Annotated in this window: 17 protein-coding genes and 1 CRISPR repeat array; of the genes, 7 read left to right on the top strand and 10 right to left on the bottom strand. The window is 64.4% G+C overall.

The window, feature by feature from the left end:
- Window positions 1–21: 21 nt before the first annotated feature.
- A complete protein-coding gene (yajC, locus tag DFR34_RS00565; RefSeq protein WP_245906771.1) occupies window positions 22–288 on the bottom strand; it encodes a preprotein translocase subunit YajC in 267 nt (88 codons plus the stop codon).
- A gap of 337 nt (window positions 289–625) precedes the next feature.
- Here yajC and DFR34_RS00560 point away from each other — a divergent pair, with 337 nt between their 5' ends.
- Window positions 626–1,099: a DUF4442 domain-containing protein gene (locus DFR34_RS00560; protein WP_110389456.1), complete on the top strand. Its 474-nt coding sequence runs from the start codon at window positions 626–628 to the stop codon at window positions 1,097–1,099.
- A 78-nt stretch (window positions 1,100–1,177) separates the two neighbouring features.
- A complete protein-coding gene (locus DFR34_RS00555; RefSeq protein WP_110389455.1) occupies window positions 1,178–2,353 on the top strand; it encodes an O-succinylhomoserine sulfhydrylase in 1,176 nt (391 codons plus the stop codon).
- A 191-nt stretch (window positions 2,354–2,544) separates the two neighbouring features.
- A CRISPR array of direct repeats spans window positions 2,545–9,778; the repeat unit is 29 nt; unit sequence CGGTTCATCCCCGCTGGCGCGGGGAACAG.
- A gap of 118 nt (window positions 9,779–9,896) precedes the next feature.
- On the opposite strand, the gene cas2e is transcribed toward DFR34_RS00555, so the two are convergent.
- The 9 genes from cas2e to DFR34_RS17285 all read right to left on the bottom strand — a co-directional run bounded on the left by cas2e (window position 9,897) and on the right by DFR34_RS17285 (window position 18,554).
- Window positions 9,897–10,193 carry a type I-E CRISPR-associated endoribonuclease Cas2e gene (gene cas2e / locus DFR34_RS00550; RefSeq protein WP_110389207.1) on the bottom strand — a complete coding sequence of 99 codons (297 nt, stop codon included), beginning with the start codon at window positions 10,191–10,193 and terminating at the stop codon, window positions 9,897–9,899.
- Window positions 10,174–11,097, bottom strand: coding sequence for a type I-E CRISPR-associated endonuclease Cas1e (cas1e, locus tag DFR34_RS00545; protein WP_110389206.1), 924 nt, complete (start codon window positions 11,095–11,097; stop codon window positions 10,174–10,176). Before cas1e ends, cas2e begins: the two co-directional genes overlap by 20 nt.
- Entirely contained in the window at window positions 11,097–11,714 is a 618-nt protein-coding gene (gene cas6e / locus DFR34_RS00540) for a type I-E CRISPR-associated protein Cas6/Cse3/CasE (protein ID WP_110389205.1), read from the bottom strand. The genes cas1e and cas6e overlap by 1 nt, the downstream gene beginning before the upstream one ends.
- Window positions 11,689–12,357, bottom strand: a complete 669-nt coding sequence (gene cas5e / locus DFR34_RS00535) for a type I-E CRISPR-associated protein Cas5/CasD (RefSeq protein WP_110389204.1) — start codon at window positions 12,355–12,357, stop codon at window positions 11,689–11,691. The genes cas6e and cas5e overlap by 26 nt, the downstream gene beginning before the upstream one ends.
- Window position 12,358: 1 nt before the next feature.
- Window positions 12,359–13,495: a type I-E CRISPR-associated protein Cas7/Cse4/CasC gene (gene cas7e, locus DFR34_RS00530; RefSeq protein ID WP_110389203.1), complete on the bottom strand. Its 1,137-nt coding sequence runs from the start codon at window positions 13,493–13,495 to the stop codon at window positions 12,359–12,361.
- Between the two features lie 34 nt (window positions 13,496–13,529).
- Window positions 13,530–14,042, bottom strand: a complete 513-nt coding sequence (gene casB, locus DFR34_RS00525) for a type I-E CRISPR-associated protein Cse2/CasB (protein ID WP_110389202.1) — start codon at window positions 14,040–14,042, stop codon at window positions 13,530–13,532.
- The gene (casA, locus tag DFR34_RS00520; protein ID WP_110389201.1) at window positions 14,035–15,579 is read right to left on the bottom strand and encodes a type I-E CRISPR-associated protein Cse1/CasA; all 1,545 of its coding nucleotides are present in this window, start codon (window positions 15,577–15,579) and stop codon (window positions 14,035–14,037) included. Before casA ends, casB begins: the two co-directional genes overlap by 8 nt.
- A gap of 251 nt (window positions 15,580–15,830) precedes the next feature.
- A complete protein-coding gene (gene cas3, locus DFR34_RS17290) occupies window positions 15,831–17,318 on the bottom strand; it encodes a CRISPR-associated helicase Cas3' (RefSeq protein WP_211309246.1) in 1,488 nt (495 codons plus the stop codon).
- Window positions 17,319–17,339: 21 nt separating this feature from the next.
- Window positions 17,340–18,554 carry a CRISPR-associated endonuclease Cas3'' gene (locus DFR34_RS17285; RefSeq protein ID WP_211309245.1) on the bottom strand — a complete coding sequence of 405 codons (1,215 nt, stop codon included), beginning with the start codon at window positions 18,552–18,554 and terminating at the stop codon, window positions 17,340–17,342.
- Between the two features lie 337 nt (window positions 18,555–18,891).
- Between DFR34_RS17285 and DFR34_RS00510 the strand changes: the two genes are divergently transcribed.
- From DFR34_RS00510 to DFR34_RS00490, 5 genes are all read left to right on the top strand, one after another.
- Window positions 18,892–19,554 carry a glutathione S-transferase family protein gene (locus DFR34_RS00510; RefSeq protein WP_110389200.1) on the top strand — a complete coding sequence of 221 codons (663 nt, stop codon included), beginning with the start codon at window positions 18,892–18,894 and terminating at the stop codon, window positions 19,552–19,554.
- A 202-nt stretch (window positions 19,555–19,756) separates the two neighbouring features.
- Window positions 19,757–20,308 (top strand): hydrolase, encoded by a 552-nt coding sequence (locus DFR34_RS00505; protein ID WP_110389199.1) that lies wholly within the window; start codon window positions 19,757–19,759, stop codon window positions 20,306–20,308.
- 204 nt (window positions 20,309–20,512) lie between these two features.
- The gene (locus DFR34_RS00500; RefSeq protein WP_110389198.1) at window positions 20,513–20,845 is read left to right on the top strand and encodes a DUF2322 family protein; all 333 of its coding nucleotides are present in this window, start codon (window positions 20,513–20,515) and stop codon (window positions 20,843–20,845) included.
- Window positions 20,846–20,850: 5 nt separating this feature from the next.
- Window positions 20,851–22,263, top strand: coding sequence for a tetratricopeptide repeat-containing glycosyltransferase family protein (locus DFR34_RS00495; protein ID WP_110389197.1), 1,413 nt, complete (start codon window positions 20,851–20,853; stop codon window positions 22,261–22,263).
- A gap of 37 nt (window positions 22,264–22,300) precedes the next feature.
- The gene (locus DFR34_RS00490; RefSeq protein ID WP_110389196.1) at window positions 22,301–22,909 is read left to right on the top strand and encodes a toll/interleukin-1 receptor domain-containing protein; all 609 of its coding nucleotides are present in this window, start codon (window positions 22,301–22,303) and stop codon (window positions 22,907–22,909) included.
- Window positions 22,910–23,189 lie beyond the last annotated feature (280 nt).

Here is a 23,189-nt window from a genome sequence, read left to right as displayed (position 1 = left end):
CGGCCGTGAGGTGAACGGAAATTACAGCGACTTCAGCGTGCCTTTTTCCAGCTTGGTGCCAACGGCGGCACGCTGGACGACGATCTCGACGTTGTTGGCGATTTCCAGAGAAATATATTCGGCGCCAGCCTTGGTGATGCGGCCAACAATGCCACCCTGGGTCAACACTTCGTCACCCTTTTGCAGGGCATCGAGCATGGCCTTGTGTTCTTTCATCTTTTTCTGTTGCGGGCGCACCATCAGGAACCAGAACAGAATGAAAATGCCGATCATCGGCAGAAATTGCATGAGCGCGGCTTGATCCATGATTGCTGTTTCGACCTTATAAAGGCGGCACAAAGGGTTAAGGCGGCCGCCGGGTTATGAAAATCGGGCCGGGGTCGGCAGTCCGACCGGGCATTGTAGCTGTGATGCGGGGGGCAAATCCACCGCCATCGTCATGTTGCAGCCGTAACCGACCCACAAAGCATGGCCGAGGTTCCCGGGGCAACGTCAGACCGCCATTCCGGCGGCAGAGACAACGAACTGGCTGTGGTTTTTCTGTCGCCTGCGTGGCCAGCGGGTTGACGGCGTGGCACACGAACGGCAATCTGCCGGTTTCAAACGTTTGTTTGCGATTCCTGATATGGCATTTACCCCCTCCGCCCGCACCCTCAAGCGCCTGATCAACCTGTGGCCGCCGTTTTTGGGCGCCGGCATCCGCGTGCTGCACATCAGCGACGATTTTCGTCAGGCCGAAGTGATGCTCAAACTGGGCCTGAGCAACCGCAACTATGTGGGCGTGCACTTTGGCGGCAGCCTGTACGCCATGACCGATCCATTTTACATGCTGCTATTGATGCGCAGCCTGGGGCCGGATTATGTGGTGTGGGACAAAGCCGGCCATATCGACTACCTCCAGCCCGGCCGTGGCCGGGTATACGCCCGCTTTACCCTGGACGACACCACCCTGGCCACCATCCGCGCCGCCACCGCCCACGGCGACAAATACTTGCCCGAACTGACGGTGGACGTGGTGGACGAACACGGTCAAGTGGTGGCGCAGGTGCGCAAGACACTGTACGTCCGGCGCAAGCCAGGCAAACCAGCCAGCGCATGAACTTATTCCCAAAAAATGTTTGGAATTGCCCCGCAGCGGGGTATGCTCGCCAAACACTGGAATGAACAAGGCCCCACCATGAGCACCACCCCGCTGCACCCGGAAACCCTGGCCATCCGCGCCGGCAAAGAAACCTCGGACTACCAAGAACACAGCCAGGCGATGTTTTTGACCTCCAGCTTCAAATCCGCCTCGGCGGCCGAAGCCGCCAAGCTGTTTTCCGGGGAAATCCCCGGCTATACCTATTCGCGCTTCACCAACCCCACCGTCAGCGCCTTTCAGGCGCGGCTGGCGGCGCTGGAAGGCGGCGAGCGCGCCGTGGCCACCGCCAGCGGCATGGCCGCCATCCACGGCCTGGTGCAGGCGTTTTTGTCTGCCGGCGACCATATTGTGGCCTCGCAAAGCCTGTTTGGCGCCACCGTGCAGCTGCTGGGCAATATCCTGCCGCGCTTTGGCATTGAAGTGACTTTTGTTGCCGCCACCGACCTGGATGCCTGGCGCGCCGCCGTGCAGCCCAACACCAAGCTGTTTTACCTGGAAACCCCGTCCAACCCGCTGACCGAAATCATCGACATCCGCGCCGTGGCCGACATTGCCCACGCTTGCGGCGCGCTGCTGGCGGTGGACAACTGCTTCTGCTCGCCAGCGCTGCAAAAGCCGCTGAGCCTGGGCGCCGACCTGGTGGTGCACTCGGCCACCAAATACATCGACGGCCAGGGCCGCGTGCTGGGCGGCGCCGTGGTGGGCAGCCACGAGCTGCTGGAAAAGCTGTATTTATTTGTGCGCAGCGCCGGCCCCACCCTGTCGGCCTTCAACGCCTGGGTGCTGCTCTCCGGCCTGGAAACCCTGTTTGTGCGCATGGAGCGCCAATGCGCCAACGCCCTGCAACTGGCCCGCTGGCTGGAAACCCACCCGGCCATCGAAAAAGTGTACTACCCCGGCCTGCCCAGCCACCCGCAGCACGAACTGGCCATGCGCCAGCAAACCGCCGGCGGCGCGGTGGTGAGCTTTATCGTCAAGGGCGGACGCGAAGCCGCCTGGAAGCTGATTGACTCCACCCAACTGGTGTCGATCACCGCCAACCTGGGCGACGTGAAAACCACCATCACCCACCCGGCCACCACCACCCACGGTCGCGTAGCGCCGGAAGTGCGGGAAAAAGCCGGCATCGTCGAAGGCCTGGTGCGCGTGGCCGTTGGCCTGGAACACCCCGCCGACGTGCAAGCAGATCTGGCGCGCGGCCTGGAAGGCTGAACCCAAGCCCTTGAATGGGCCGGATACTGAAATGTGGGGACAGAAGCGGATTTGTCTTGTAAGTGAGACAAATCCGCTTTTTTTATGCCGCTGCGAGATGGGGTGGGGGTAAATACTGGTGGGCTGCGCACCGGACGCGGGGTTAATTGATATTAATACCGATAACAATCATGTTGTTATGCTTTGACTACCGGTTCATCCCCGCTGACGCGGGGAACAGATGGTTTTGACGATTTTGCGCCCGGTGTTGTGCGGTTCATCCCCGCTGGCGCGGGGAACACGCGAAGGGCCTCGTAGCTCATACCACCGGCCACGGTTCATCCCCGCTGACGCGGGGAACACTCCAGCAGCGGCAAAACTCGGATGCTCCAGCGCGGTTCATCCCCGCTGACGCGGGGAACACGCCTCATCAAAATTCTGGGCGGCCTCCTTCCACGGTTCATCCCCGCTGACGCGGGGAACACCGGCCAGGTCGAAGTCGATGCCCATCGGCTGGGGGTTCATCCCCGCTGACGCGGGGAACACCGAGATGGCCTCAGCGGATTCGGCAAAACTGACGGTTCATCCCCGCTGACGCGGGGAACACCACGCGCCAGTACAGTTTTGCACGCCCGCGCTCGGTTCATCCCCGCTGACGCGGGGAACACGTGGGCGTCGTGCGAAGCCAGCAGTTGGGCGGCGGTTCATCCCCGCTGGCGCGGGGAACAGGCCGCGCACACATCCGCCCCAGCCGGCGCCGGCGGTTCATCCCCGCTGGCGCGGGGAACAGATGCGCTCCAGCTTGACGGCCTCCTTGCGGGCCGGTTCATCCCCGCTGGCGCGGGGAACAGAGCGCGTCCGGCGCGCGGCCAATAGCCTCGGGCGGTTCATCCCCGCTGGCGCGGGGAACAGGGATTTTGCCCCGCCGCGCCCGCCGTAGAAAACGGTTCATCCCCGCTGGCGCGGGGAACAGCAACAATCATCGAAGCGTAGCTGGACAAATCGCGGTTCATCCCCGCTGGCGCGGGGAACAGGGCACGAAGAGCGCCGCCGCCGCGAGAAACTGCGGTTCATCCCCGCTGGCGCGGGGAACAGCATGATGTATTCGCCATCAATCAAACACCCCTCGGTTCATCCCCGCTGGCGCGGGGAACAGCGGTGGAAGCCCGGCACCATTTCCCATGTAGTTCGGTTCATCCCCGCTGGCGCGGGGAACAGCAGCGCGGCCAGACGGTGGAGTTTTTGGTCTTCGGTTCATCCCCGCTGGCGCGGGGAACAGGCTGCTCCGGGCGGGTGAGCTGTCAAGGATTACGGTTCATCCCCGCTGGCGCGGGGAACAGCCTGGCCTGGCAATGCTGGCGCTCTACGACGACGGTTCATCCCCGCTGGCGCGGGGAACAGTCGATCACCTCGGAGAGTGCCTTGTCATGGCGCGGTTCATCCCCGCTGGCGCGGGGAACAGCTCACCCTGCCCGCGTCCGCATGAAAAAGCGGCGGTTCATCCCCGCTGGCGCGGGGAACAGTACATGGCCAAACGCCAAGGGCAAAAGCCGGTCGGTTCATCCCCGCTGGCGCGGGGAACAGGGTTTTCCGCAGGCTACCCTATACTGAGTGCACGGTTCATCCCCGCTGGCGCGGGGAACAGTTTGCAATGCTTCTTGCACATTGCCCTCAAATGCCGGTTCATCCCCGCTGGCGCGGGGAACAGATCTCGGCCAGGGTCCACCGGGTCTTCATTGTCGGTTCATCCCCGCTGGCGCGGGGAACAGGGATCAGCGAAAACGCCGCCGAATACCGATTTCGGTTCATCCCCGCTGGCGCGGGGAACAGGCCGGCATCTGGTCCTTGCAGGCGTCGCCCTGCGGTTCATCCCCGCTGGCGCGGGGAACAGGAGCGGGAACAGCGGCGCGGGTATGAGCTGGAGCGGTTCATCCCCGCTGGCGCGGGGAACAGTTGATCGGCGCGGCGGCAATGAGATTGCATTGCGGTTCATCCCCGCTGGCGCGGGGAACAGGTCGCGCCGATGGTCAGCTTTTGGCCAAAACGCGGTTCATCCCCGCTGGCGCGGGGAACAGTCGGTTTGCCGTGGGTTTTCCGGCTGAGCTGCCGGTTCATCCCCGCTGGCGCGGGGAACAGCATGCCGGCGCCAAACCGCTTTTCCGAAATTGCGGTTCATCCCCGCTGGCGCGGGGAACAGGCGCAGTCGATTGCGTGCGATAACCACCTTTTCGGTTCATCCCCGCTGGCGCGGGGAACAGCGCGGCATGCGCCTCGACCTGGCGCAGGCGCGCGGTTCATCCCCGCTGGCGCGGGGAACAGAGAAAGGAGTAGCAATGCAAAAGCAAGGTGAGCGGTTCATCCCCGCTGGCGCGGGGAACAGGACTTGATTCCGGCTCCCCGCTCTGCCAGCCCTGGTTCATCCCCGCTGGCGCGGGGAACAGGGCCAGGGTTTTGGCGTTTCCCGGCGTGACGCCGGTTCATCCCCGCTGGCGCGGGGAACAGGGATCGGCCTCGAGCAGGCCCAGGCCAATCGCCGGTTCATCCCCGCTGGCGCGGGGAACAGCCGGCGCAGACCTGGACAACCTCGCTGCCGGCCGGTTCATCCCCGCTGGCGCGGGGAACAGTACGACAGTCAGCATTGCCCAGTTGGAGCCCTCGGTTCATCCCCGCTGGCGCGGGGAACAGCGCGCGCCGGGTGGTTCCTGAGCCTAAGCTGCCGGTTCATCCCCGCTGGCGCGGGGAACAGGACTGGACATTATCCCCCGGCCCGCTGGCGTGCGGTTCATCCCCGCTGGCGCGGGGAACAGGTTTTGATCTGGATGCCGCCGTAGGCGCACAGCGGTTCATCCCCGCTGGCGCGGGGAACAGGTGTAGACGATAGTAAATGGTGTATCCGTGTGCGGTTCATCCCCGCTGGCGCGGGGAACAGTTTTATGCGCCTAGTCCATTACGACATTGTGACGGTTCATCCCCGCTGGCGCGGGGAACAGATAAGGAATGCAACTGATGAACCACACCAACGCGGTTCATCCCCGCTGGCGCGGGGAACAGCTGTTGGTGTTTGTCCATATGAGTAATACCGTCGGTTCATCCCCGCTGGCGCGGGGAACAGAGAATATGACGGCTATTTTTCTTGATGGACAGCGGTTCATCCCCGCTGGCGCGGGGAACAGAAAAGCCTATTTACAGATGACGGCAAACACGCTCGGTTCATCCCCGCTGGCGCGGGGAACAGTGATTAGTGGGCCATAATCGGCTTCTGAGAGGCGGTTCATCCCCGCTGGCGCGGGGAACAGGTTTTCCAGACAAATCACGCGCGGCCGCACGGCGGTTCATCCCCGCTGGCGCGGGGAACAGTTGGTGGGCGCGGCTGCCCAGCGCCTGCATTGCGGTTCATCCCCGCTGGCGCGGGGAACAGGCAGCGGCACACCGCGCGCGGCGTGAGACAGAGCGGTTCATCCCCGCTGGCGCGGGGAACAGCAGCGGCTCACCGGGCGCGCCGTGAGACAGAGCGGTTCATCCCCGCTGGCGCGGGGAACAGTCGCGCGGATGCCGCTTTACTCGGCGTCCGAGCGGTTCATCCCCGCTGGCGCGGGGAACAGGCAGCCGGTGCAGAGGCGAATTGCATATTCGCCGGTTCATCCCCGCTGGCGCGGGGAACAGGCTACGCCACCAGCGTGGCCAGTGTTCCACGCCGGTTCATCCCCGCTGGCGCGGGGAACAGATTCAAGGCGCCCATCCAGGCAAACACCAATGCGGTTCATCCCCGCTGGCGCGGGGAACAGTGAAAAAAGTCACATTCAAGGCACAAGTGAACCGGTTCATCCCCGCTGGCGCGGGGAACAGCGCAAATAGCACAAGGGCCAGCAAAGCCAGCCCGGTTCATCCCCGCTGGCGCGGGGAACAGCAGAACCGTCAATCAACGACGTGTTTAAGCAGCGGTTCATCCCCGCTGGCGCGGGGAACAGTTTACAACATCGCGTTGACCAATAACCCAGCGCGGTTCATCCCCGCTGGCGCGGGGAACAGCGGGTTGTTTTGCATTTCCGAGTCAAACGCCTCGGTTCATCCCCGCTGGCGCGGGGAACAGCTTACGAAATAACCCGCGATGGGTTTTCCTTGCGGTTCATCCCCGCTGGCGCGGGGAACAGCAGTTTCTGCGCCTGCCGCAAAGCAGCGGCGGCGGTTCATCCCCGCTGGCGCGGGGAACAGCTGATTGCAAAGGACAAAAAAGAGGGGTGCGACGGTTCATCCCCGCTGGCGCGGGGAACAGTTGGCGCTGGTTTCCATCGCCTTCTGCTGGAGCGGTTCATCCCCGCTGGCGCGGGGAACAGTGAGCAAGGCGCAGGGCGGGGATAAGGAGGCGCGGTTCATCCCCGCTGGCGCGGGGAACAGCAATGCAGCGACAAGTATGCCCGCGCCGCTGGCGGTTCATCCCCGCTGGCGCGGGGAACAGTGCCGACACCGTGGCGGCGATGCCCTGAGCGACGGTTCATCCCCGCTGGCGCGGGGAACAGGGCGCATTCAACCGTTGCAGTGCATCGCGCAACGGTTCATCCCCGCTGGCGCGGGGAACAGGTGGCCGAGTTGCTGACCACCACCGGCGCACCCGGTTCATCCCCGCTGGCGCGGGGAACAGAAGCGCCCGCTGGGCAGCTGATTTTGAGAATTCGGTTCATCCCCGCTGGCGCGGGGAACAGCAGATCAACGCCATCAAATGCGCTGGCAATTTCGGTTCATCCCCGCTGGCGCGGGGAACAGTCATCTGCGCCCAGCGCCCAGCGGCGTAGCTGCGGTTCATCCCCGCTGGCGCGGGGAACAGATAGGTGGCATCCAGCGCAGTTCACGGTTGCGCGGTTCATCCCCGCTGGCGCGGGGAACAGCGCCACCAGGCTGCCGGGCTTGTCGGTCATCGCGGTTCATCCCCGCTGGCGCGGGGAACAGTCCGTCATTTCTTTACCTCCACCGCTCCAAAACGGTTCATCCCCGCTGGCGCGGGGAACAGCTCTCGTAATCTGGCTCCTCGTAGGTTTTCGTCGGTTCATCCCCGCTGGCGCGGGGAACAGCGCCAGCCGGGCAGCCTGATTGGCCACGGTCACGGTTCATCCCCGCTGGCGCGGGGAACAGCGTTGCGCACTTGCCAGACATTGGCGTACAGGCGGTTCATCCCCGCTGGCGCGGGGAACAGATCAGCATGGCAATCAGGTCTTCACCCTTAGCCGGTTCATCCCCGCTGGCGCGGGGAACAGTCTGCTGCCGCCCGGGCCGCCTTGGCCAGCTGCGGTTCATCCCCGCTGGCGCGGGGAACAGTGCCGGGCGGACGGTTTGAGTGGCTCGGCAGCCGGTTCATCCCCGCTGGCGCGGGGAACAGGCTCCGGACTATGCCGCCAGCGCGCAGCGGCGCGGTTCATCCCCGCTGGCGCGGGGAACAGTGACCTGGCCGCCGAGAATGCGCGCATTGATGCGGTTCATCCCCGCTGGCGCGGGGAACAGAAGCCCTTCGGCACTTTGCCGTGGGCGTCCGGCGGTTCATCCCCGCTGGCGCGGGGAACAGGGTGTAATACTCGGCCGAGCCGATGGCCAGCGCGGTTCATCCCCGCTGGCGCGGGGAACAGTGGACCAAATGGCCGATCAGTTCCCGACGAAACGGTTCATCCCCGCTGGCGCGGGGAACAGGCTGGCAATCACCCCATCCAGTTTGCGCCGGGCGGTTCATCCCCGCTGGCGCGGGGAACAGGCTGGCAATCACCTCATCCAGTTTGCGCCGGGCGGTTCATCCCCGCTGGCGCGGGGAACAGATTGGAACCAGCGATGTAGGCGGCGGAAAGCGCGGTTCATCCCCGCTGGCGCGGGGAACAGGTCATGTTGTGCATGCCACAAACGCCATCAGGCGGTTCATCCCCGCTGGCGCGGGGAACAGGGCCGGGCGAGCTTGTATTAGCTGCTGCCGTTCGGTTCATCCCCGCTGGCGCGGGGAACAGGGAATCCTCAATCATCTTGACCGGCACAAGCCCGGTTCATCCCCGCTGGCGCGGGGAACAGCCAAACCAGCGGCAAATCTCTTCCGCCTGGAACGGTTCATCCCCGCTGGCGCGGGGAACAGGAGGTGGCGTTTTCGTGGTAGTCCGGGCCCATCGGTTCATCCCCGCTGGCGCGGGGAACAGCCTGGCCGGCGGCGTGCCGGAGGCGCACAAGACGGTTCATCCCCGCTGGCGCGGGGAACAGGCAGTGGGCAATGGCTTCGTTGATGTCCATTCCGGTTCATCCCCGCTGGCGCGGGGAACAGCAGCGCCGCTTTTTGAGTATCTGGATGCAACACGGTTCATCCCCGCTGGCGCGGGGAACAGGCTGGACGCCAGACAATCGCGCGCAATCTGGCCGGTTCATCCCCGCTGGCGCGGGGAACAGAACTGCCGCCGCCATCGCGACCTGGGCGGCGGCGGTTCATCCCCGCTGGCGCGGGGAACAGCAAAAAAAATCCTTCAAGGCCACACGGGAATGCGGTTCATCCCCGCTGGCGCGGGGAACAGGATGTCCGCCTTCATGCAACTGGCCCAGTCGCCGGTTCATCCCCGCTGGCGCGGGGAACAGAGCGGTGTAGCGCTCCCAGAAGTCGGGGATTTCGGTTCATCCCCGCTGGCGCGGGGAACAGCCCCAACAGTCCCTTCCGGGATAGCCGGGGCACGGTTCATCCCCGCTGGCGCGGGGAACAGTCCGAGGTGTTCGCGCCTGCCACCATGGCGAGCGGTTCATCCCCGCTGGCGCGGGGAACAGAACGTCGAGCAGGAGAAGATCACCACCCCGATCGGTTCATCCCCGCTGGCGCGGGGAACAGCACATGGCCAAACGCCAAAGGCAACAACCGGTCGGTTCATCCCCGCTGGCGCGGGGAACAGGTGCGCGACGTCGCGTTCCACCAGCACTATCGCGGTTCATCCCCGCTGGCGCGGGGAACAGGAAATGCACATGCGGATACAGCACGCTGCCTAGCGGTTCATCCCCGCTGGCGCGGGGAACAGGCGGTGATGGTTGCGGCGAATTCCGACACCAACGGTTCATCCCCGCTGGCGCGGGGAACAGATGTGTGTTTCCTGATCGCCGGTCAGCCTGTACGGTTCATCCCCGCTGGCGCGGGGAACAGTGCGGGCAAAGTGGAAGCGTGTACACGCTGCCCGGTTCATCCCCGCTGGCGCGGGGAACAGGGCGCTATCGCCGGTCACGATCTTGGGCATGGCGGTTCATCCCCGCTGGCGCGGGGAACAGGCCTTGGTGATGCGCTCTAGCTTGACTGAATCCGGTTCATCCCCGCTGGCGCGGGGAACAGCGACGGCCTACCGCCCGCTCAGCGAGCGCACACGGTTCATCCCCGCTGGCGCGGGGAACAGCAATAAATCACGATCGTCCATCATGATGCTGCCGGTTCATCCCCGCTGGCGCGGGGAACAGACTAAAAATACACCATTGATCCAAAAGGCTTTTTCACCCACGTCAAAATCTACCAACTTTTCCGGTCGATTTTCAGGCGGGTAAGGCAGCCGAGTTCGGCCTGTTAAAGAGCGTGTCTTTACCCCTGATCCGCAGCGTCTGGCGGGTGAAAAGACACCAGCCGGGCGCCGTCGAATTCTACCGGCATACGCCGGTTTTTGCCCAGGGTGACAAAGTCAAAGCCGGCTTCGGTGCTGGCTTGCCAGGCCATCACCGCGTTGCCGTCTTCCAGGCCTTCTTCCACCTGATGCCACAGGTATTCGCGCACTTTGCGGTTGTAGGTGCCCACGTACACCCCGGCGCGGATTTCCAGCAGCCAGATGGCCATGCGCCCGCGCAGCCGGGGCGGGGCGTTTTCAAGCACGATGACCAGCATCGCCTATCCCCTTTTCTTCCGGTATGGCGGCGTCCACCACGCCTTCGATCTGCGGCACGTCCAGGCCCCCGGCGGCGAGGATGTCTTCGATGTCGGGGATGATGCGTTCCAGCAGTTTGCTGCGGCGGAACATGTCGCGGCAGGCTTGTCGCACGGTGCGTTCGTCGTTGCCGCCGCTGGATTTGGCGGCCACGGCAAAGGCGGCGGGGACGACGGTGTCAAATTTGTACAGGTCGGCAATGTCGTAGACAAACGACAGGGGCTTGCCGCTGTGGATGAAGCCGATGGCGGGGGCGTAGCCGGCGGCCAGCACGGCGGCTTCCACCACGCCATACAGGCAGTGGTTGGCGGCGGACAGGCAGCGGTTGATGGGGTCGGCGGCGTCCCAGTCTTTGGAGTCGTAGTTGCGGCCTTCCCATTTCACGCCGTATTGCCCGGCCAGCAGCTTGTACATGGCGCGCACGCGGCTGCCTTCGATGCCGCGCAGTTGCTCCACGCTGCGCCGCTGCGGGGGTTCTTCGCCAAAGCGGCGGCGATACATCTCGCGCACCACGTTCAGCCGGGCCTCGTCGTCCAGCGCCAGCCGGGCTTGATACAGCAGGCGGTCGGCGCGGGCGCCGCCGGGCTGGCCGGCGGAATACAGCCGCACCCCGGCCTCGCCCACCCACACCAATAGCGTGCCCACTTCGGCGGCCAGCTTGCAGGCGGCGTGCGAGACGCGCACGCCGGGCTCCAGCAGCAAACAGGCCACGCCGCCCACCGGGATGTGGGTGCGGATGCCGGTGACGTCCACCGCCACAAACGCCCCATCCAGCACGTCCAGCTGACAGCGCTCGACAAACAGCACCGACAGGCGTTCTTTGATGGGCAGGGGTTTGAGTTTGGGGAGGAGGGGGGAAGCCATTACCAGTCTCGCAGCGGCGCCAGCGACAGCAGGCCCAGGCCAAAGGATTTGCCCCGGCCAATGCCATTGCGCAGGGCATGTTGCAGGGCATCGGGCTTGTCTACGGTGAGGACACCTTCAAAGCCAATGGCGCACAGCACAATAGGCTCGGCTTGGCCAGGCTTGCGCAGCACCCAGCGCTCGTTGCGCGTGCATTCCACGTCGTGCAACGTTGCCCCGGCTTGGCTCAGTTGGCGCACTAGCCAATCGCGCTGGGCGGTTTCTTCCCATACCCCATAACGCTTGCCCTGCCGGGAGACAGTGGGGTTGGCCAGCAGGCGAAACTGGCAGCGCTGGCCAGGCTGGGCGAGCGAAGCGGGGTCGAAAGACTTCTCGCGCACTTGCACGCTGGAGGTGGGCAGGTGATTCCACACGCCAGGGCCATTGGATTGAATCAACACCACGGCGCGGCCGGTCAGGGCGTCCAGCGCATCCAGCCGCCACAAAAAGCGTTCGGGAGGCGCATCTGGCTGGGTGGCAAAGGCGCGGGCCAGGGTGCGATGCATGTCGTAGGCGTTGCCCAGATCGCGGCGGATGGCGGTGTGGCGCGAATCAAGCGTGAGTTGGGTCAGGTGCATGACGCCTCTCCAGGGTGGCCGATTGGACAAAGCGCGGGCCAAAGCGCCGCTGGGCAAAGGGGGCCACGGGTTGATCCAGCCGCACGGCGCCCTCTGTGGGGTGTTCCAGCATCAGGCGCAGCGGCTGGGTGTCGTGTGGCTGGAGTGGCTCGGTGAGGTAGTCGGCTTGCTCCAGGGTGGTGAGCAAGTCTGTGTCACGCACGCCATCGGCCAGCCAAACCGGTTTGCCGGGCGGCATGGATTTACGCCCCAGGCTCAGCGGCCAGACGGGTTGCTTGAGCGCGTTTTGCAGGGTGTCCAGCAGAGTGCGCGAGCCTTCCAGCCCGACTAAAAAAGCGGCGTCGGCCAGATAAAACCGTGGGCTGATCGCGGTGCGCTTGTGGTCGGGCTTGCCCGAGGCCAGCAACAGACCGGTGGCGGTTTGGTAATCGCGCATCAGCAGGCCTTCACGGTCCACGCGCACGCCCATGCGCAGGGCGGCCAAGTCATCCACCGGCTCGGCGCGGTCACGGCCCAGGGCGGCACACAGCAGGCCAATCACCCCAGATTTGGACGGTTCCAGCCCACTGTCGCGTTCGTCAAAGCGACTGGTGACGCCCCATGCCTGCATGGGGCCCACCAGTTGCAGCAGCAAGGTGGCCATGTCAGGCCTCCTGTGCATTGGCGATTTGCTGCGCCACCCAATCGGCCAGTTCGGTAAGGCTATTCAGCTTGCTGCCCTTCTCTTGCGGCCAGGCTTGCGACAGATCGAGATAAGCCCAGCAGTCGCGGGGGTCGCCATACACGGCGGAGAGCATGTTGTCGTATTCGGCCAATTTGACCACTGAGGGCTTGGTCAGCGCTTGGCCACGCTCGGCATACACTGGGGCTTCAAAGGCATTGGCCAGGTTGATCGGGCTGGCGTGGCGGATGACCACGCCAATAAAGCTGGGCGGGTTGTGCGCGGCAAAGGTATTTTGCTTGCCGGTAGGAATGGCGCGCGCCAGCGCCAGAGTGAAGGCGCGCAAACCGTTCAGCAGCAGGTCGCGGTCGCCTTGCAGGTTCTCCAGCAGCTTGGCCGGGTTGATATTGGTGTAACGGTAGAACGTGGCGGAATTGAATTCCACTTGGCCAATCATGCCGGCGCCGGTTTCTTCTGGGCCGCCTTTGTCGTCCACGGCGGTGAAATAATCAAATTCGCGCTCAACGCGGTGGGTGCTGATGGCGTGGGCCATCTGGCAGGCGGCGTCCTGGTTGACTTCCGGCAGGTCGGCCAGCATGCGGCCAAACAGCGCCACATCCAGCGCCTTGCCGCCATTCATGATGGTTTTGGCCTGCTTGACCACCTCAGCCGGAGCGCTGGCCTTGGCGTCTTTTTTACTTTTCTTTTCGCTGCTGGCCGGCACGGCCAGGCTGTCCCAATGCTGGTCAATCAGTTGGGCAAAGCCGTTGATTTCCTGTTGTCCGAGAAACAGCAGATATTCGGTTTTGCCGTCTTCTTTCACCGCCAGGCCGGCAGCGGCCAGCGCCAGCTGGATGCGAGCGGACATGTCTTCGGCTTCCCGACCAAATTGGGTGCGCAGTTGTTCGCTCAGCAGTTCCAGCAGTTTTTTGGTGCGCACGCCTTGGTGGCCGGCAGGAAATTCAGCAGTCTGGCGCACGGCGCGCTTCAGGCACTGGCTGCTGATGCGGGCGCGGCGGTAGCCGCCAAATATGGCGTCTTTAGGGGCGCCGGTGTCGTCGCGGTTGAGGTTGCTGGGGGCAAAGTTCTGGATCAGGTGAAATTCAATAAACAGGCTCATGGCAGCGTCTCACAATATAGGGATGGGATGGGGTTCAAGCAGCAGGGGTTTGGGCAAGCTGACGGTAAAAATCGCGCGCCCACTTTTGCCGGATGCGGTCGCGTGATTCGGGAGAATGACTTTTCAGCCACCAGATCAAGTCTTGCAGCAGCTCGGCGTAATCAATGCCGTGTTCGTCTGCTGCCAGCAGCGAGACGATCTGGCGCAGGTAATACGGCAGTTCGTCGCCATCGGCAGCCAGCAGAGCAATAAAGCGCAGTTCGATGCTGCCGCTGTCGCGGGCTTTCATCAGCCGGCCCAGCGCGGTGGCCAGGCTGACATCGGCCTGACGCGGATGCAGGGCGTACAGCATGGCTGTGATATACAGCGCCTGCCTTCGGCTGTCCTGAGGGTGCCAGTCCGCGCCGACATGGTGTTCGACATACGGGTAGGCTGCGGGATAGGCACCGGGGGCAAAGCTGGCGCTGCGCCGCAAGATGGCTAGTGCGCGACGATCCAGCTTTTGCAGTTTTTCGATGAAATCGGTGATAAATGATGGCTCAGACATGCGTGGCCTCTTTGGTGACAGGGGGCAGCAGGGGTTTGATCAACCCCAGGTAACGGGGCTCGTGCTGGGCGCAGGCGCGAATGGCGCGCGCGCCCTCGCCCAGTTGTCGGCAGGCGGCTTGCCAGGCGGGCGCAATGGCGTGCAGTTGGGCAGCCTGCCACAGCGTATGGTGATCACCCGTTTGCGCCAGGCAGGCCAGCAGCGCCGGCAAGCGCCGTTCCAGATGGGCAAAATAGGTGGCCGCCGAGGCGCCGTTGTCAAACATGGCGCGGGCACGGGCGCGGGTGTCTTTGTGTTTGGGGTCGGGCATGGATTCAGCCAGCATGGACGTGGCAATCTGGCGCAGGCCAACAAACAGTGCCTCACTGTCGCGCAAGGCGGCGCGCAGCAGCTCGACCACGTCTTCCTGCTCCAGCAGGCAGGTGGGCAGGGCTACGTTGTCTACCCGCCAGCGCACCAGCTTGGCCTGATCGCTGGTCAAGCCCAGCACCATCACTGGCAGCCAGCTGTCAGCCTGCCCCAAGGCGCCCAGCAAGCGATGCGCGTAACCCAGCACGCCGGCAGGTTTGGCGTGCTTGCCGCTCGGGTCGGGCAGCAGGGCCGACAAATCACGCCAAATGGCGCGGCCCTCGCTGAAGTTCAACCGCACCAGCCCATTGCTGCCCATGCGGTAGTTGGCCATCGGATCAGGGGCATGGTCGTCTTCGGCCAGCGCACAGCCGGCAGCAAAACGCAGTTGGCTGATATGCTGGCCATCGTCTTCGGGCAACAGCAGCACGGCGCGGCTCAGCCGGGTGTAGCGGTCGTTGGCGCCCGTCGCCAGAGTGGGCTCGGCGCGCAAGTTAGCCAGGCTTGGCGGAGTAGGTTGTTCCCAGGCAGGAAGATCCGTGTCGGGCTCAATGGAGCAGGGATGCAGCGCCAGGCACAGGGTGCGCGCCAGGGTGTCGCCCATCGGTAGGGCGGCTGCGGTGTTGGCCAGTGGACCGGCCTTGTCAGAATCCCTCACGGTTTTCACCAAGCCACCGGGGGTGAATTGCAAAAAACCCAACAGGTGGCGCACGGCCTGGGTAGCGGTAATCTGCGAAGGGTGGGTGTCCACCGAGTGATCAAATAGCACGGGCGCATTGCCGCTGCTGCTGGCCAGCGAAATCTGCGTCCAGGGTTTGCTTTTGTGGCGGGTTTCCTCGGCCTCGGCCAAGGCGGCCACTTGCATGAATGGCCAGTCCGGATGAAACAGGTAAAAACGCTCGCGCCAGTGTTCCAGGTACGCATGCAGAGCTTCCACTGGCAGCCCTTTGGCATGCCAGCGCGCCAAATCGCTTTTGCCCCATTCTCCATGCTCACGCGCCAGTGCGCGATGGGTGATGGCCAATAGCACGCGGTACAGGGCAATCAGGCCAGGTGGTGAGGTTTCGGCCAGCGCAACAATTTGCCCGGCATCGGCAAACAGTTGCAACAGGCCCACCTCGGCTATACGACCGTCGGCATAACGCACCGGCAGCCAGGGTTCATCCAGCAGGTTGAAGGCTTTCAGCACATGTGATCCCTCCGTGGATTGAGGTTGAAACAGATTCAGGTTGAACAACGATGATTCACTTAGAATATCTTATAAATAATAACAAGCAAAGCATTATTTGCTTCGTAGAAATCACGTACCGAAAAATATACCACATCCGCCAGACGGGTCGTGTAGAGTGCCGCCGGTGGCTCGGCAAGGGGATGAACCACATTAATTGCTACGAAGCGGCCCAGCCTGGCGCTTTTCCCCTTTTCCCCCGAGCCACCCCTTCACAACTCGCCCACCCGCCGATAACACACCCCCAATTCGGCATCCAGACTGACTTCCAGCTTGCCTACCCGGCACACGCCATCCACCAGCAGCAAGGGCTGGCTTTGGGTCAGCAGTGGATGTTCCGCCAGGGCAGGGTAGGTCGGCTGGGCTTTCAGATGAACGGTTAGCGCCTTGCGCGACAGGGTGAGTTGGCGCGCCAGCAGTTGCCGGGCCAGGGCATGGCTGACCACCTGTTGTGGATCAAAAGGGGCGTCGTCAGGATGAATGCGCCACAGGCCATCGGCATCCACCCACAGCGGAATCACTGTCACGCTGTCGTCGCCCAGCCGGGTGCGGTTGCGCAGCGCCAGCGTGTCGTCTTCGTCGCCGCCGTGTGGTTTGTCGATATAAGCCGCATCGGGCTCGGCGCGGGGGTCGATGGCCAGTTGTTTGGCAAGATTTTGCTGAAACTGGGCCTCGGCTTTGTGCTCGACCCGGCAGACATCTTCAATGCGGGTGCGCACCTCGTCTGGCACATGGTCCAGTTCAGGCCAGGGGGCATAAACCGCCTGCACCAGACGATCAATATCCGCGGGCAGGCGCCATACCGGCTCGCGCAGCAAGATGGCCCAGGTCACCAGGCACAGATAGTCGCCATACACATGGCCCCAGTGGGTGGTTTTCAGGTCGGGCAGACGGTCGGCGCACAAGCCAGCCACCCATAAGCGCGGTTGCTGGTGAGCGACCGGACGCCAGGCCCGGCGATGGCGATGCAGGCGGCCTGCGCGTTGCAGCAGCAAGTCCACTGGCGCCAGGTCAGACAACAAGAAGTCAAAGTCCAGATCCAGACTTTGTTCGGCCACTTGGGTGGCAATCAGCAGGGCGCGCTGCGGACGCTGGCGACTGGCGTCGGGCGGGCCAAACGTGGTCAGGGTGGCTTGTTCTTTTTCCCGACGCTGTTCTGCTGGATAACGGGCATGAAACAGCTGCAACACGGTGTCGTCCGGCACTCGCTCACGCAGCAGCTGGAACAAAGCCTGAGCACGGTCCACGGTGTTGACAATCACCGCGCCGCAGCCGCCATCCGCCAGGCAGTCCAACGCCTGGGCGGCCAGGCTATCCAGCGATTCTTCCAGCCCCAGCAGTTGGATGGGAGCTTGCTCGCGGGCGGTGAACGTATCCACCCGCACGCCAGCCTGATCGGCCACCAGCACGCGCGGATAGGCGCACTCCGGCAGCGCCGAGCGCACGCCCCAGGCTTTGAGCAAGGCCTGACGGGTGGCAGTGGGCAAGGTGGCGCTCATCAGCACCACCGAACAGCCCAAGCCCTTCAGCCATTTCAATAAATACTCAATCAGCGAGCCGGTATACGCGTCGTAGGCGTGTACTTCGTCCAGCACCACCACTTTATTGGCCAGTCCCCACAGGCGGACAAAATGGTGCTTGACGTTCATCACGCCAAACAGCGCCTGGTCTACCGTGCCTACGCCATAAGGCGACAGCAAACCACGCCGGCGCTGGGCAAATCAGGCTGCCGAACGCACCGCCTCGCGCTTGCCGTCTTCGCCCCAGACATTGCGCAGGCGCGCCACGCTGTCGTTCAGCAAAGCCCCGCCATGCGCCAGTTGAATATCCAGCGCACGGCCATCAGCAAAGGCGCGCAAAAAGGTCAGGGTGCGCTCAAACATGGCATTGCCAGTAGCTTGGGTGGGCAGAGCCACATACAGGCCGCGATGCCCCTGACGCGCCTGCAAGCGCAGGCTGGCCAGAAACGCCAGCTCGGTTTTGCCTTCGCCCATGGGCGCTTCCACCACCAGCAAGGCCGGGCCCTGGCCTTGTGCCAGCAAGGCATCCGCCACCTGTTGCAGTGGGCGGGCGCGCACCGGTGCATCGGTCTGCAAAATCCGGGCAATCAGCGCGTGGCAATCCTGCGGCAGCCCATTCAGCAACGGTTGGGTGATCGGCCAGCCCAGGCGTTCTGGCTCGGCTAATGCCGCTACGGCCAGCTGGCGGGCATGCGTCCAATGGCCCAGCAGGGTAGGCTGGCGCTCGCCGGGGGCAAACCATTCGCTATTGGAGCCAATCCAGTCGCAGACACTGGTCAAACCGGCCAGCCAGGCCACGGCGTCCAGGCAGATGTCGATTTCTTCCGGTATCCCTTGCGGCGCCAGCGTGTGCCAGTACGCATCCAGCAAGGCATCACGCGCCTGCCCCCACGCGGCTGGCTCGCGCAAGGGTTTGCCAGCCTTGCTGTCACCTGGCACAAAATTGAAACCATGGTGCGCGCTGATGGCCTGCACCACGGCAAGCGCCCATGGACAAGGCGCCCCACGCGCCTGTAGCGCCTTGGGCAGCAAGGCCGCCGTGGCCAGATCATGCCGGCTGGCGCGCAAGGCATCGGGTACAGCAAACGACAAACCCAGCGCCTCATCAGCCGCCTGGCCAGCGGGCCATTTGACCTGAAAACCGGGCGTGGCCTTGCCAAAATCATGCAGGCCCACCAACAGCGCCAGCCAAAGACGCACATGCTCAGCCGGCAAGCCAAACCAGCGCGCCAGTTGGGCGTCGTCTACCTGGCAGTGCTCCAACAAGGCCAAGGCAACCGCAGAGACATCCAGCATATGGCACAGCAAGCTGTGCCCTTGCGGCTCGCCGCTTTTGGCCCACAAGGTGCGGCACGCACCAGGCAAATCGTCAAACGTCAGCACACCAGAACAGTGCTCGAGAGTGGAAGCATTCATGTCAAGTAGCCCTTATGCGATGTGACATGAGGACATGCTATGTCAGCACAAGCCAAATGTCATGTCAGCACTGTGTGACCAGGCCATATTTCCCCCAAGCAATTATCTTACATATAAGATAATTGCCGTTGTTTCCAGAATCGCTCACAAAGCGGCCTCGGTGAGATACATGGCCACAGACACGGCCAGGCCGCATGACAACACCAAGCGAATTTGGTGCGCCGTTTAGTTAAAGCCCATGCTCCAACTTGTTCCACCCCACCCCCTGCGTGTAGTCTGCATGCTTGTGGCAATGGCGGGAATCGCCCGCAGCCGGGATTTGTCAGGAGCTTGTGTCATGTTCACGCTGTACATCGGCAACAAGAATTACTCGTCGTGGTCGCTGCGGCCTTGGCTGGCCATGCGCCATTTTGATATTCCGTTCCGCGAATCGCGGGTGGCGCTGTATCAGGCAGACAGCGCCAGCAAGCTGCGGGCGGTGTCGCCCAGCGGCAAGGTGCCAGTGCTGCGTGATGGTGAGCTGGTGGTGTGGGATTCGCTGGCGATTGGCGAATACCTGGCCGAGCGTTACCCCGAGTTTGGCCTGTGGCCGGGCAATGCCCGTCAGCGCGCGCTGGCGCGGGCGGTGAGCGCCGAGATGCATTCGGGCTTTACCGCACTGCGCAGCCAGATGCCGATGAATCTGCGCGCCAGCCTGCCCGGCTGCGGCCACACCCCCGAGGTGCTGGCCGATATTGCCCGCATCACCGAGATCTGGGCCAGCCTGCGCGCCCAGCATGCGGCGCATGGGGATTTTCTGTTTGGCCCGTTCTGCTATGCTGACGCCATGTTTGCCCCGGTGGTGACCCGCCTGGCCACCTATGGCGTGGCGCTGGATGGCGCCGCTGCCGAGTATGCTGCCGCCGTGCTGGCACTACCGGCCATGGTCGAATGGCGCGAGGCGGCGCTGGCTGAGGGTGAAATCATTGCCGCTGCCGAGCCCTACGCCCGCCCGGCCTGAGTATGGGGCCAGTGCCGCGCAGCACACTCGGCGCAACGGCCCTGGCCAGGCATGTGGCAGCAGACAATGCACCACCCCCGGCAAGGCCAGGCTACCAGAGCGGTGCGTTTTGTCAGCGGCCGCCTCAGCTGTATATATCCGTATTTCCCCAGGCGGTCGCAGAACCGCCATCTTTCGAGTCTGAATCAGGAGAATCTCACCCATGCTGATGCAACGCGACGACGCCACCCTGCTGGTGGTCGATATTCAGGACAAACTGCTGCCCGCCGTGCTGGACCCGCAAGGCTTGGTCGAGCGCGCCGGCTGGCTGATGCGCGCAGCCAATGACTTGGGCTTGCCGGTGGTGCTGTCCGAGCAATACCCCAGCGGCCTGGGCCACACCGTCGAGGCGCTGCGCCAGCTGTGCCCGGATGCGCCCACCGTCGAGAAAAAGCATTTTTCCTGCGTGGCCGAGCACTGCCTGCCGGACAGCCTGCTGGCGCGCCGTCAGGTGATTCTGATTGGCATGGAGGCGCATGTGTGCGTGCTGCAAACCGCGCTGGAGCTGAAAGCCGCCGGCAAAGAGGTGTTTGTGGTGACGGACTGCATCAGCAGCCGCGCGCAATCGGACCTCGACACCGCCTTGCTGCGCTATCAGCAGGCCGGGGTGTGGCTGGTCAGCCGCGAGATGGTGTTGTTTGAAATGCTGCGCAGCTCCGGCCACCCGCAGTTCCGCCAGATCTCCCAGCAGTATCTGGTGCCGAAAAAGGGCTGAACGCCCTTCACCTCGCGCCGCTCACAAAACTCAGCGCAGCAGCCCTGGCCAGGCGTGTGACCGCAGGCGGGACGGGTACGGCAAGGCCGGGCAACAAGGCCAGGAGGGTTTGGTGGGCGGCTCTGATTGCGCGGCCTGCTCGCCAGCGGCCGCGCGGCGGTTACAATACGGCCTTGTTTCTTTTATTTGACAAGGACTACCCCGATGACCGCCCTGCCTGCTCAATTCCGTGACGTGCTCGCCACCCTGCCCTCGGTGGCCCACCTGGCCGCGCTGACCCTGCGCGACGCCAGCGGCGCCAGTGTGGCCAGGCTGGAGAACAAGCCCGGCCAGGCCGGTTCGCTGGCGGTGTATCACGCCCTGCACCAGCAATTTGGCGGCATCCACGCCGACGCCGCCCGCCATGGCCTGGCGCTGTACGCTGAGCACACCGCCGACGCCCGCGCCCGCCCCGGCGCACATCCCAATATCGACCGCCTGCTGGCGATTGCCGAACAAGGCGCGCCCGCGCTCAGCTGCGAATTCGAACCGGCCTGAACGCCATGCCGCGCGCCGACGCCCAAGCCTGTCTGCACACCGGCCTGGCCGCCTTGCAAGCGCGCCAGCCCGACGCCGCCGCGCGTGCGTTTCGCCAGGGCCTGCGCCAGGCGCCCGACGCCGCCGCGCTGCACGCCAATCTGGCGTTGGCGCTGGAGGCGCTGGGCGATTGGACCGGCGCCGAAGCCAGCGCGCGCGCGGCGGTGCGCCATGCGCCGGCGCTGGCCGAGCCGTATGTGAATCTGGGCGGCCTGCTTACCCGCCAGCGCCGGCTGGACGACGCCCTGGCGGTGTATCAGGCGGCGCTGGCCGCCGGCGTGGCCAATGCGGCGCTGTGGTCCAATCTGGGCGTGCTGCGCGCCAGCCTGGGCGAGGACGACGCCGCACTGGCCTGCTATCAGCAGGCGTTGGCGCTGGAGCCCAGCCACGCCAGCGCGCAGTTTAATCAGGCCTATGTGTATTTGCGCCGGGGCGATTACGCCCGTGGCTGGGCGGCGCTGGAGGCGCGCGATTGGTACGCCGCGCTGGCGCGCCAACTGCCGTGGCCGCGCTGGCAAGGCGAAGCGCTGGCCGGGCGGGCGCTATTGATTGGCCTGGAGGCCGGACTGGGCGACATGATTCAGTTTTGCCGCTACGCCGCCCAGCTGAAAGCCTTGGGCGCGCGGCGGGTGGGCGTGCTGTGTCATCCGCCGCTGGCGGCTCTGTTTGCCCGGCTGGAAGGCGTGGACGCGGTGTATGCGCTGGGCAGTGAAATCGACGAAGACTGGGATGTCTGGTCGCCGCCGCTCAGCCTGCCCCACCACTGCCACACCCGGCTGGACAGCATTCCGGCGGCGCTGCCCTATCTGCACGCCGAGCCGGCGCGCATGGCCGCCTGGGCGCTGCGCCTGCCGCCGCGCGAGGCCGGCTGGCGGGTGGGCCTGGTGTGGAAGGGCAACCCGAAGTTTGAAAACGACGCCGAGCGCTCGCTGCCCAGCCTGGCTGCGCTGGCGCCGCTGGCGGCCCTGCCCGGCGTGCAGTGGATCAGCCTGCAAAAAGGCGCCGGCCAAGCCGAGGCGCGCGCGGCCGATGCGCCCCTGCCGCTGTGGCCGCTGGGCGAAGACTTTGCCGACCTGGCCGACACCGCCGCCGTGCTGCGCCAGCTGGACCTGGTGATCAGCGTGGACACCGCCGTCGCCCACCTGGCCGGCGCGCTGGCCGTGCCGTGCTGGGTGCTGCTGCCCGCCTACCAAACCGACTGGCGCTGGCTGGCCGAGCGCGAAGACAGCCCGTGGTATCCCGGCTGCCTGCGCCTGTTTCGCCAACCCACGCGCGGCGACTGGGCCACGCCGATTCAGCGGGTGGCCCAAGCGCTGGCGGCCTGGGGCGATGGCTGCGCGCCAGGCGTGAACCCGATTTGCACGACCCCACCCCAATAAAACACCGTAAGAGTCGCTCACAAAAAGGAGACAGCAAATGAAACAGGCCTATTCCCCGGAATGGCATGATGTGTTTCTCTCGCACACCCGCGCCGACCGCGAGCAAGCCGAGCAACTGGCCGAACAGCTGCGCACCGCTGGCTTGAGCGTGTATCTGGACGTGGACGACGAAGCCTTGTCGCGCCTGCATGGCCGCGAGCTGGCCGAGCGGCTGAAAAACATCCTCAGTCGCAGCCGTTTATTGCTGTTTGTGTTTTCGGCGCGCTCGACCGAATCGCGCTGGATGCCGTGGGAACTGGGCCTGGCGCATGGCGTGGTGGGCCGCGTGCTGCTGTGGCCGCTGAACGCCGCCGCCGGCCGCGCCGCCGCCCGCCAGGAATACCTGAAACTATACGAACAAGTGAATGCCACCCACCCGCTGGAAGACGTGCTGGCGCGCGTCTACAGCGCCCGCGATGCGGCAGTGGCTCCGGCGCACGAACACGCCGCCGCCGCGCTGGGTGAAATCACCGGCCAGCAGGGCTTGGCGCTGGCGCAGCCAGCGCACGCCTGGGAATTTGGCTGGCGTGGCCCGTGGCAACTGTATATGGCCTGGTGGCAGGCGCTATGGGGCACGGGCAGCCGTGCGAAAGTCCCTCATGAATAATCGACCCGACCGGGTGCACCGAAAACCCAGCCCCAGCCTATCAGGGGGGCTGGGTTTTTTTACAGCCGCCAAAAACACGGCATCGCATGGATTGCATGGACAGCAAACAGGACACCTCAGGGTGTTGATGGGCAGCGCCTAGTAGCCAGCCACGTTGAAAAACAAGGGCTCATGCGCCACGACGCAGCACTCGCCGTGCGTCACCTGAGGTGTGATTCCCGCCTGCGCAGGAACACTCCCTCAGGTGAGACTCATGCCAAAAGTGTTTCAATCACCAATC

This window comes from Rivihabitans pingtungensis, assembly GCF_003201855.1.
Lineage (GTDB): Bacteria > Pseudomonadota > Gammaproteobacteria > Burkholderiales > Aquaspirillaceae > Rivihabitans > Rivihabitans pingtungensis.
This window is presented reverse-complemented; position numbering and strand designations above follow the sequence as displayed.

What these genes read in the sequence shown, in the direction of transcription:
- yajC (WP_245906771.1), bottom strand. Translation starts at nt 288, where the DNA reads ATGCAATTTCTGCCGATGATCGGCATTTTCATTCTGTTCTGGTTCCTG.
- DFR34_RS00560 (WP_110389456.1), top strand. Translation starts at nt 626, where the DNA reads ATGGCATTTACCCCCTCCGCCCGCACCCTCAAGCGCCTGATCAACCTG.
- DFR34_RS00555 (WP_110389455.1), top strand. Translation starts at nt 1,178, where the DNA reads ATGAGCACCACCCCGCTGCACCCGGAAACCCTGGCCATCCGCGCCGGC.
- cas2e (WP_110389207.1), bottom strand. Translation starts at nt 10,193, where the DNA reads ATGCTGGTCATCGTGCTTGAAAACGCCCCGCCCCGGCTGCGCGGGCGC.
- cas1e (WP_110389206.1), bottom strand. Translation starts at nt 11,097, where the DNA reads ATGGCTTCCCCCCTCCTCCCCAAACTCAAACCCCTGCCCATCAAAGAA.
- cas6e (WP_110389205.1), bottom strand. Translation starts at nt 11,714, where the DNA reads ATGCACCTGACCCAACTCACGCTTGATTCGCGCCACACCGCCATCCGC.
- cas5e (WP_110389204.1), bottom strand. Translation starts at nt 12,357, where the DNA reads ATGGCCACCTTGCTGCTGCAACTGGTGGGCCCCATGCAGGCATGGGGC.
- cas7e (WP_110389203.1), bottom strand. Translation starts at nt 13,495, where the DNA reads ATGAGCCTGTTTATTGAATTTCACCTGATCCAGAACTTTGCCCCCAGC.
- casB (WP_110389202.1), bottom strand. Translation starts at nt 14,042, where the DNA reads ATGTCTGAGCCATCATTTATCACCGATTTCATCGAAAAACTGCAAAAG.
- DFR34_RS17285 (WP_211309245.1), bottom strand. Translation starts at nt 18,554, where the DNA reads ATGAATGCTTCCACTCTCGAGCACTGTTCTGGTGTGCTGACGTTTGAC.
- DFR34_RS00510 (WP_110389200.1), top strand. Translation starts at nt 18,892, where the DNA reads ATGTTCACGCTGTACATCGGCAACAAGAATTACTCGTCGTGGTCGCTG.
- DFR34_RS00505 (WP_110389199.1), top strand. Translation starts at nt 19,757, where the DNA reads ATGCTGATGCAACGCGACGACGCCACCCTGCTGGTGGTCGATATTCAG.
- DFR34_RS00500 (WP_110389198.1), top strand. Translation starts at nt 20,513, where the DNA reads ATGACCGCCCTGCCTGCTCAATTCCGTGACGTGCTCGCCACCCTGCCC.
- DFR34_RS00495 (WP_110389197.1), top strand. Translation starts at nt 20,851, where the DNA reads ATGCCGCGCGCCGACGCCCAAGCCTGTCTGCACACCGGCCTGGCCGCC.
- DFR34_RS00490 (WP_110389196.1), top strand. Translation starts at nt 22,301, where the DNA reads ATGAAACAGGCCTATTCCCCGGAATGGCATGATGTGTTTCTCTCGCAC.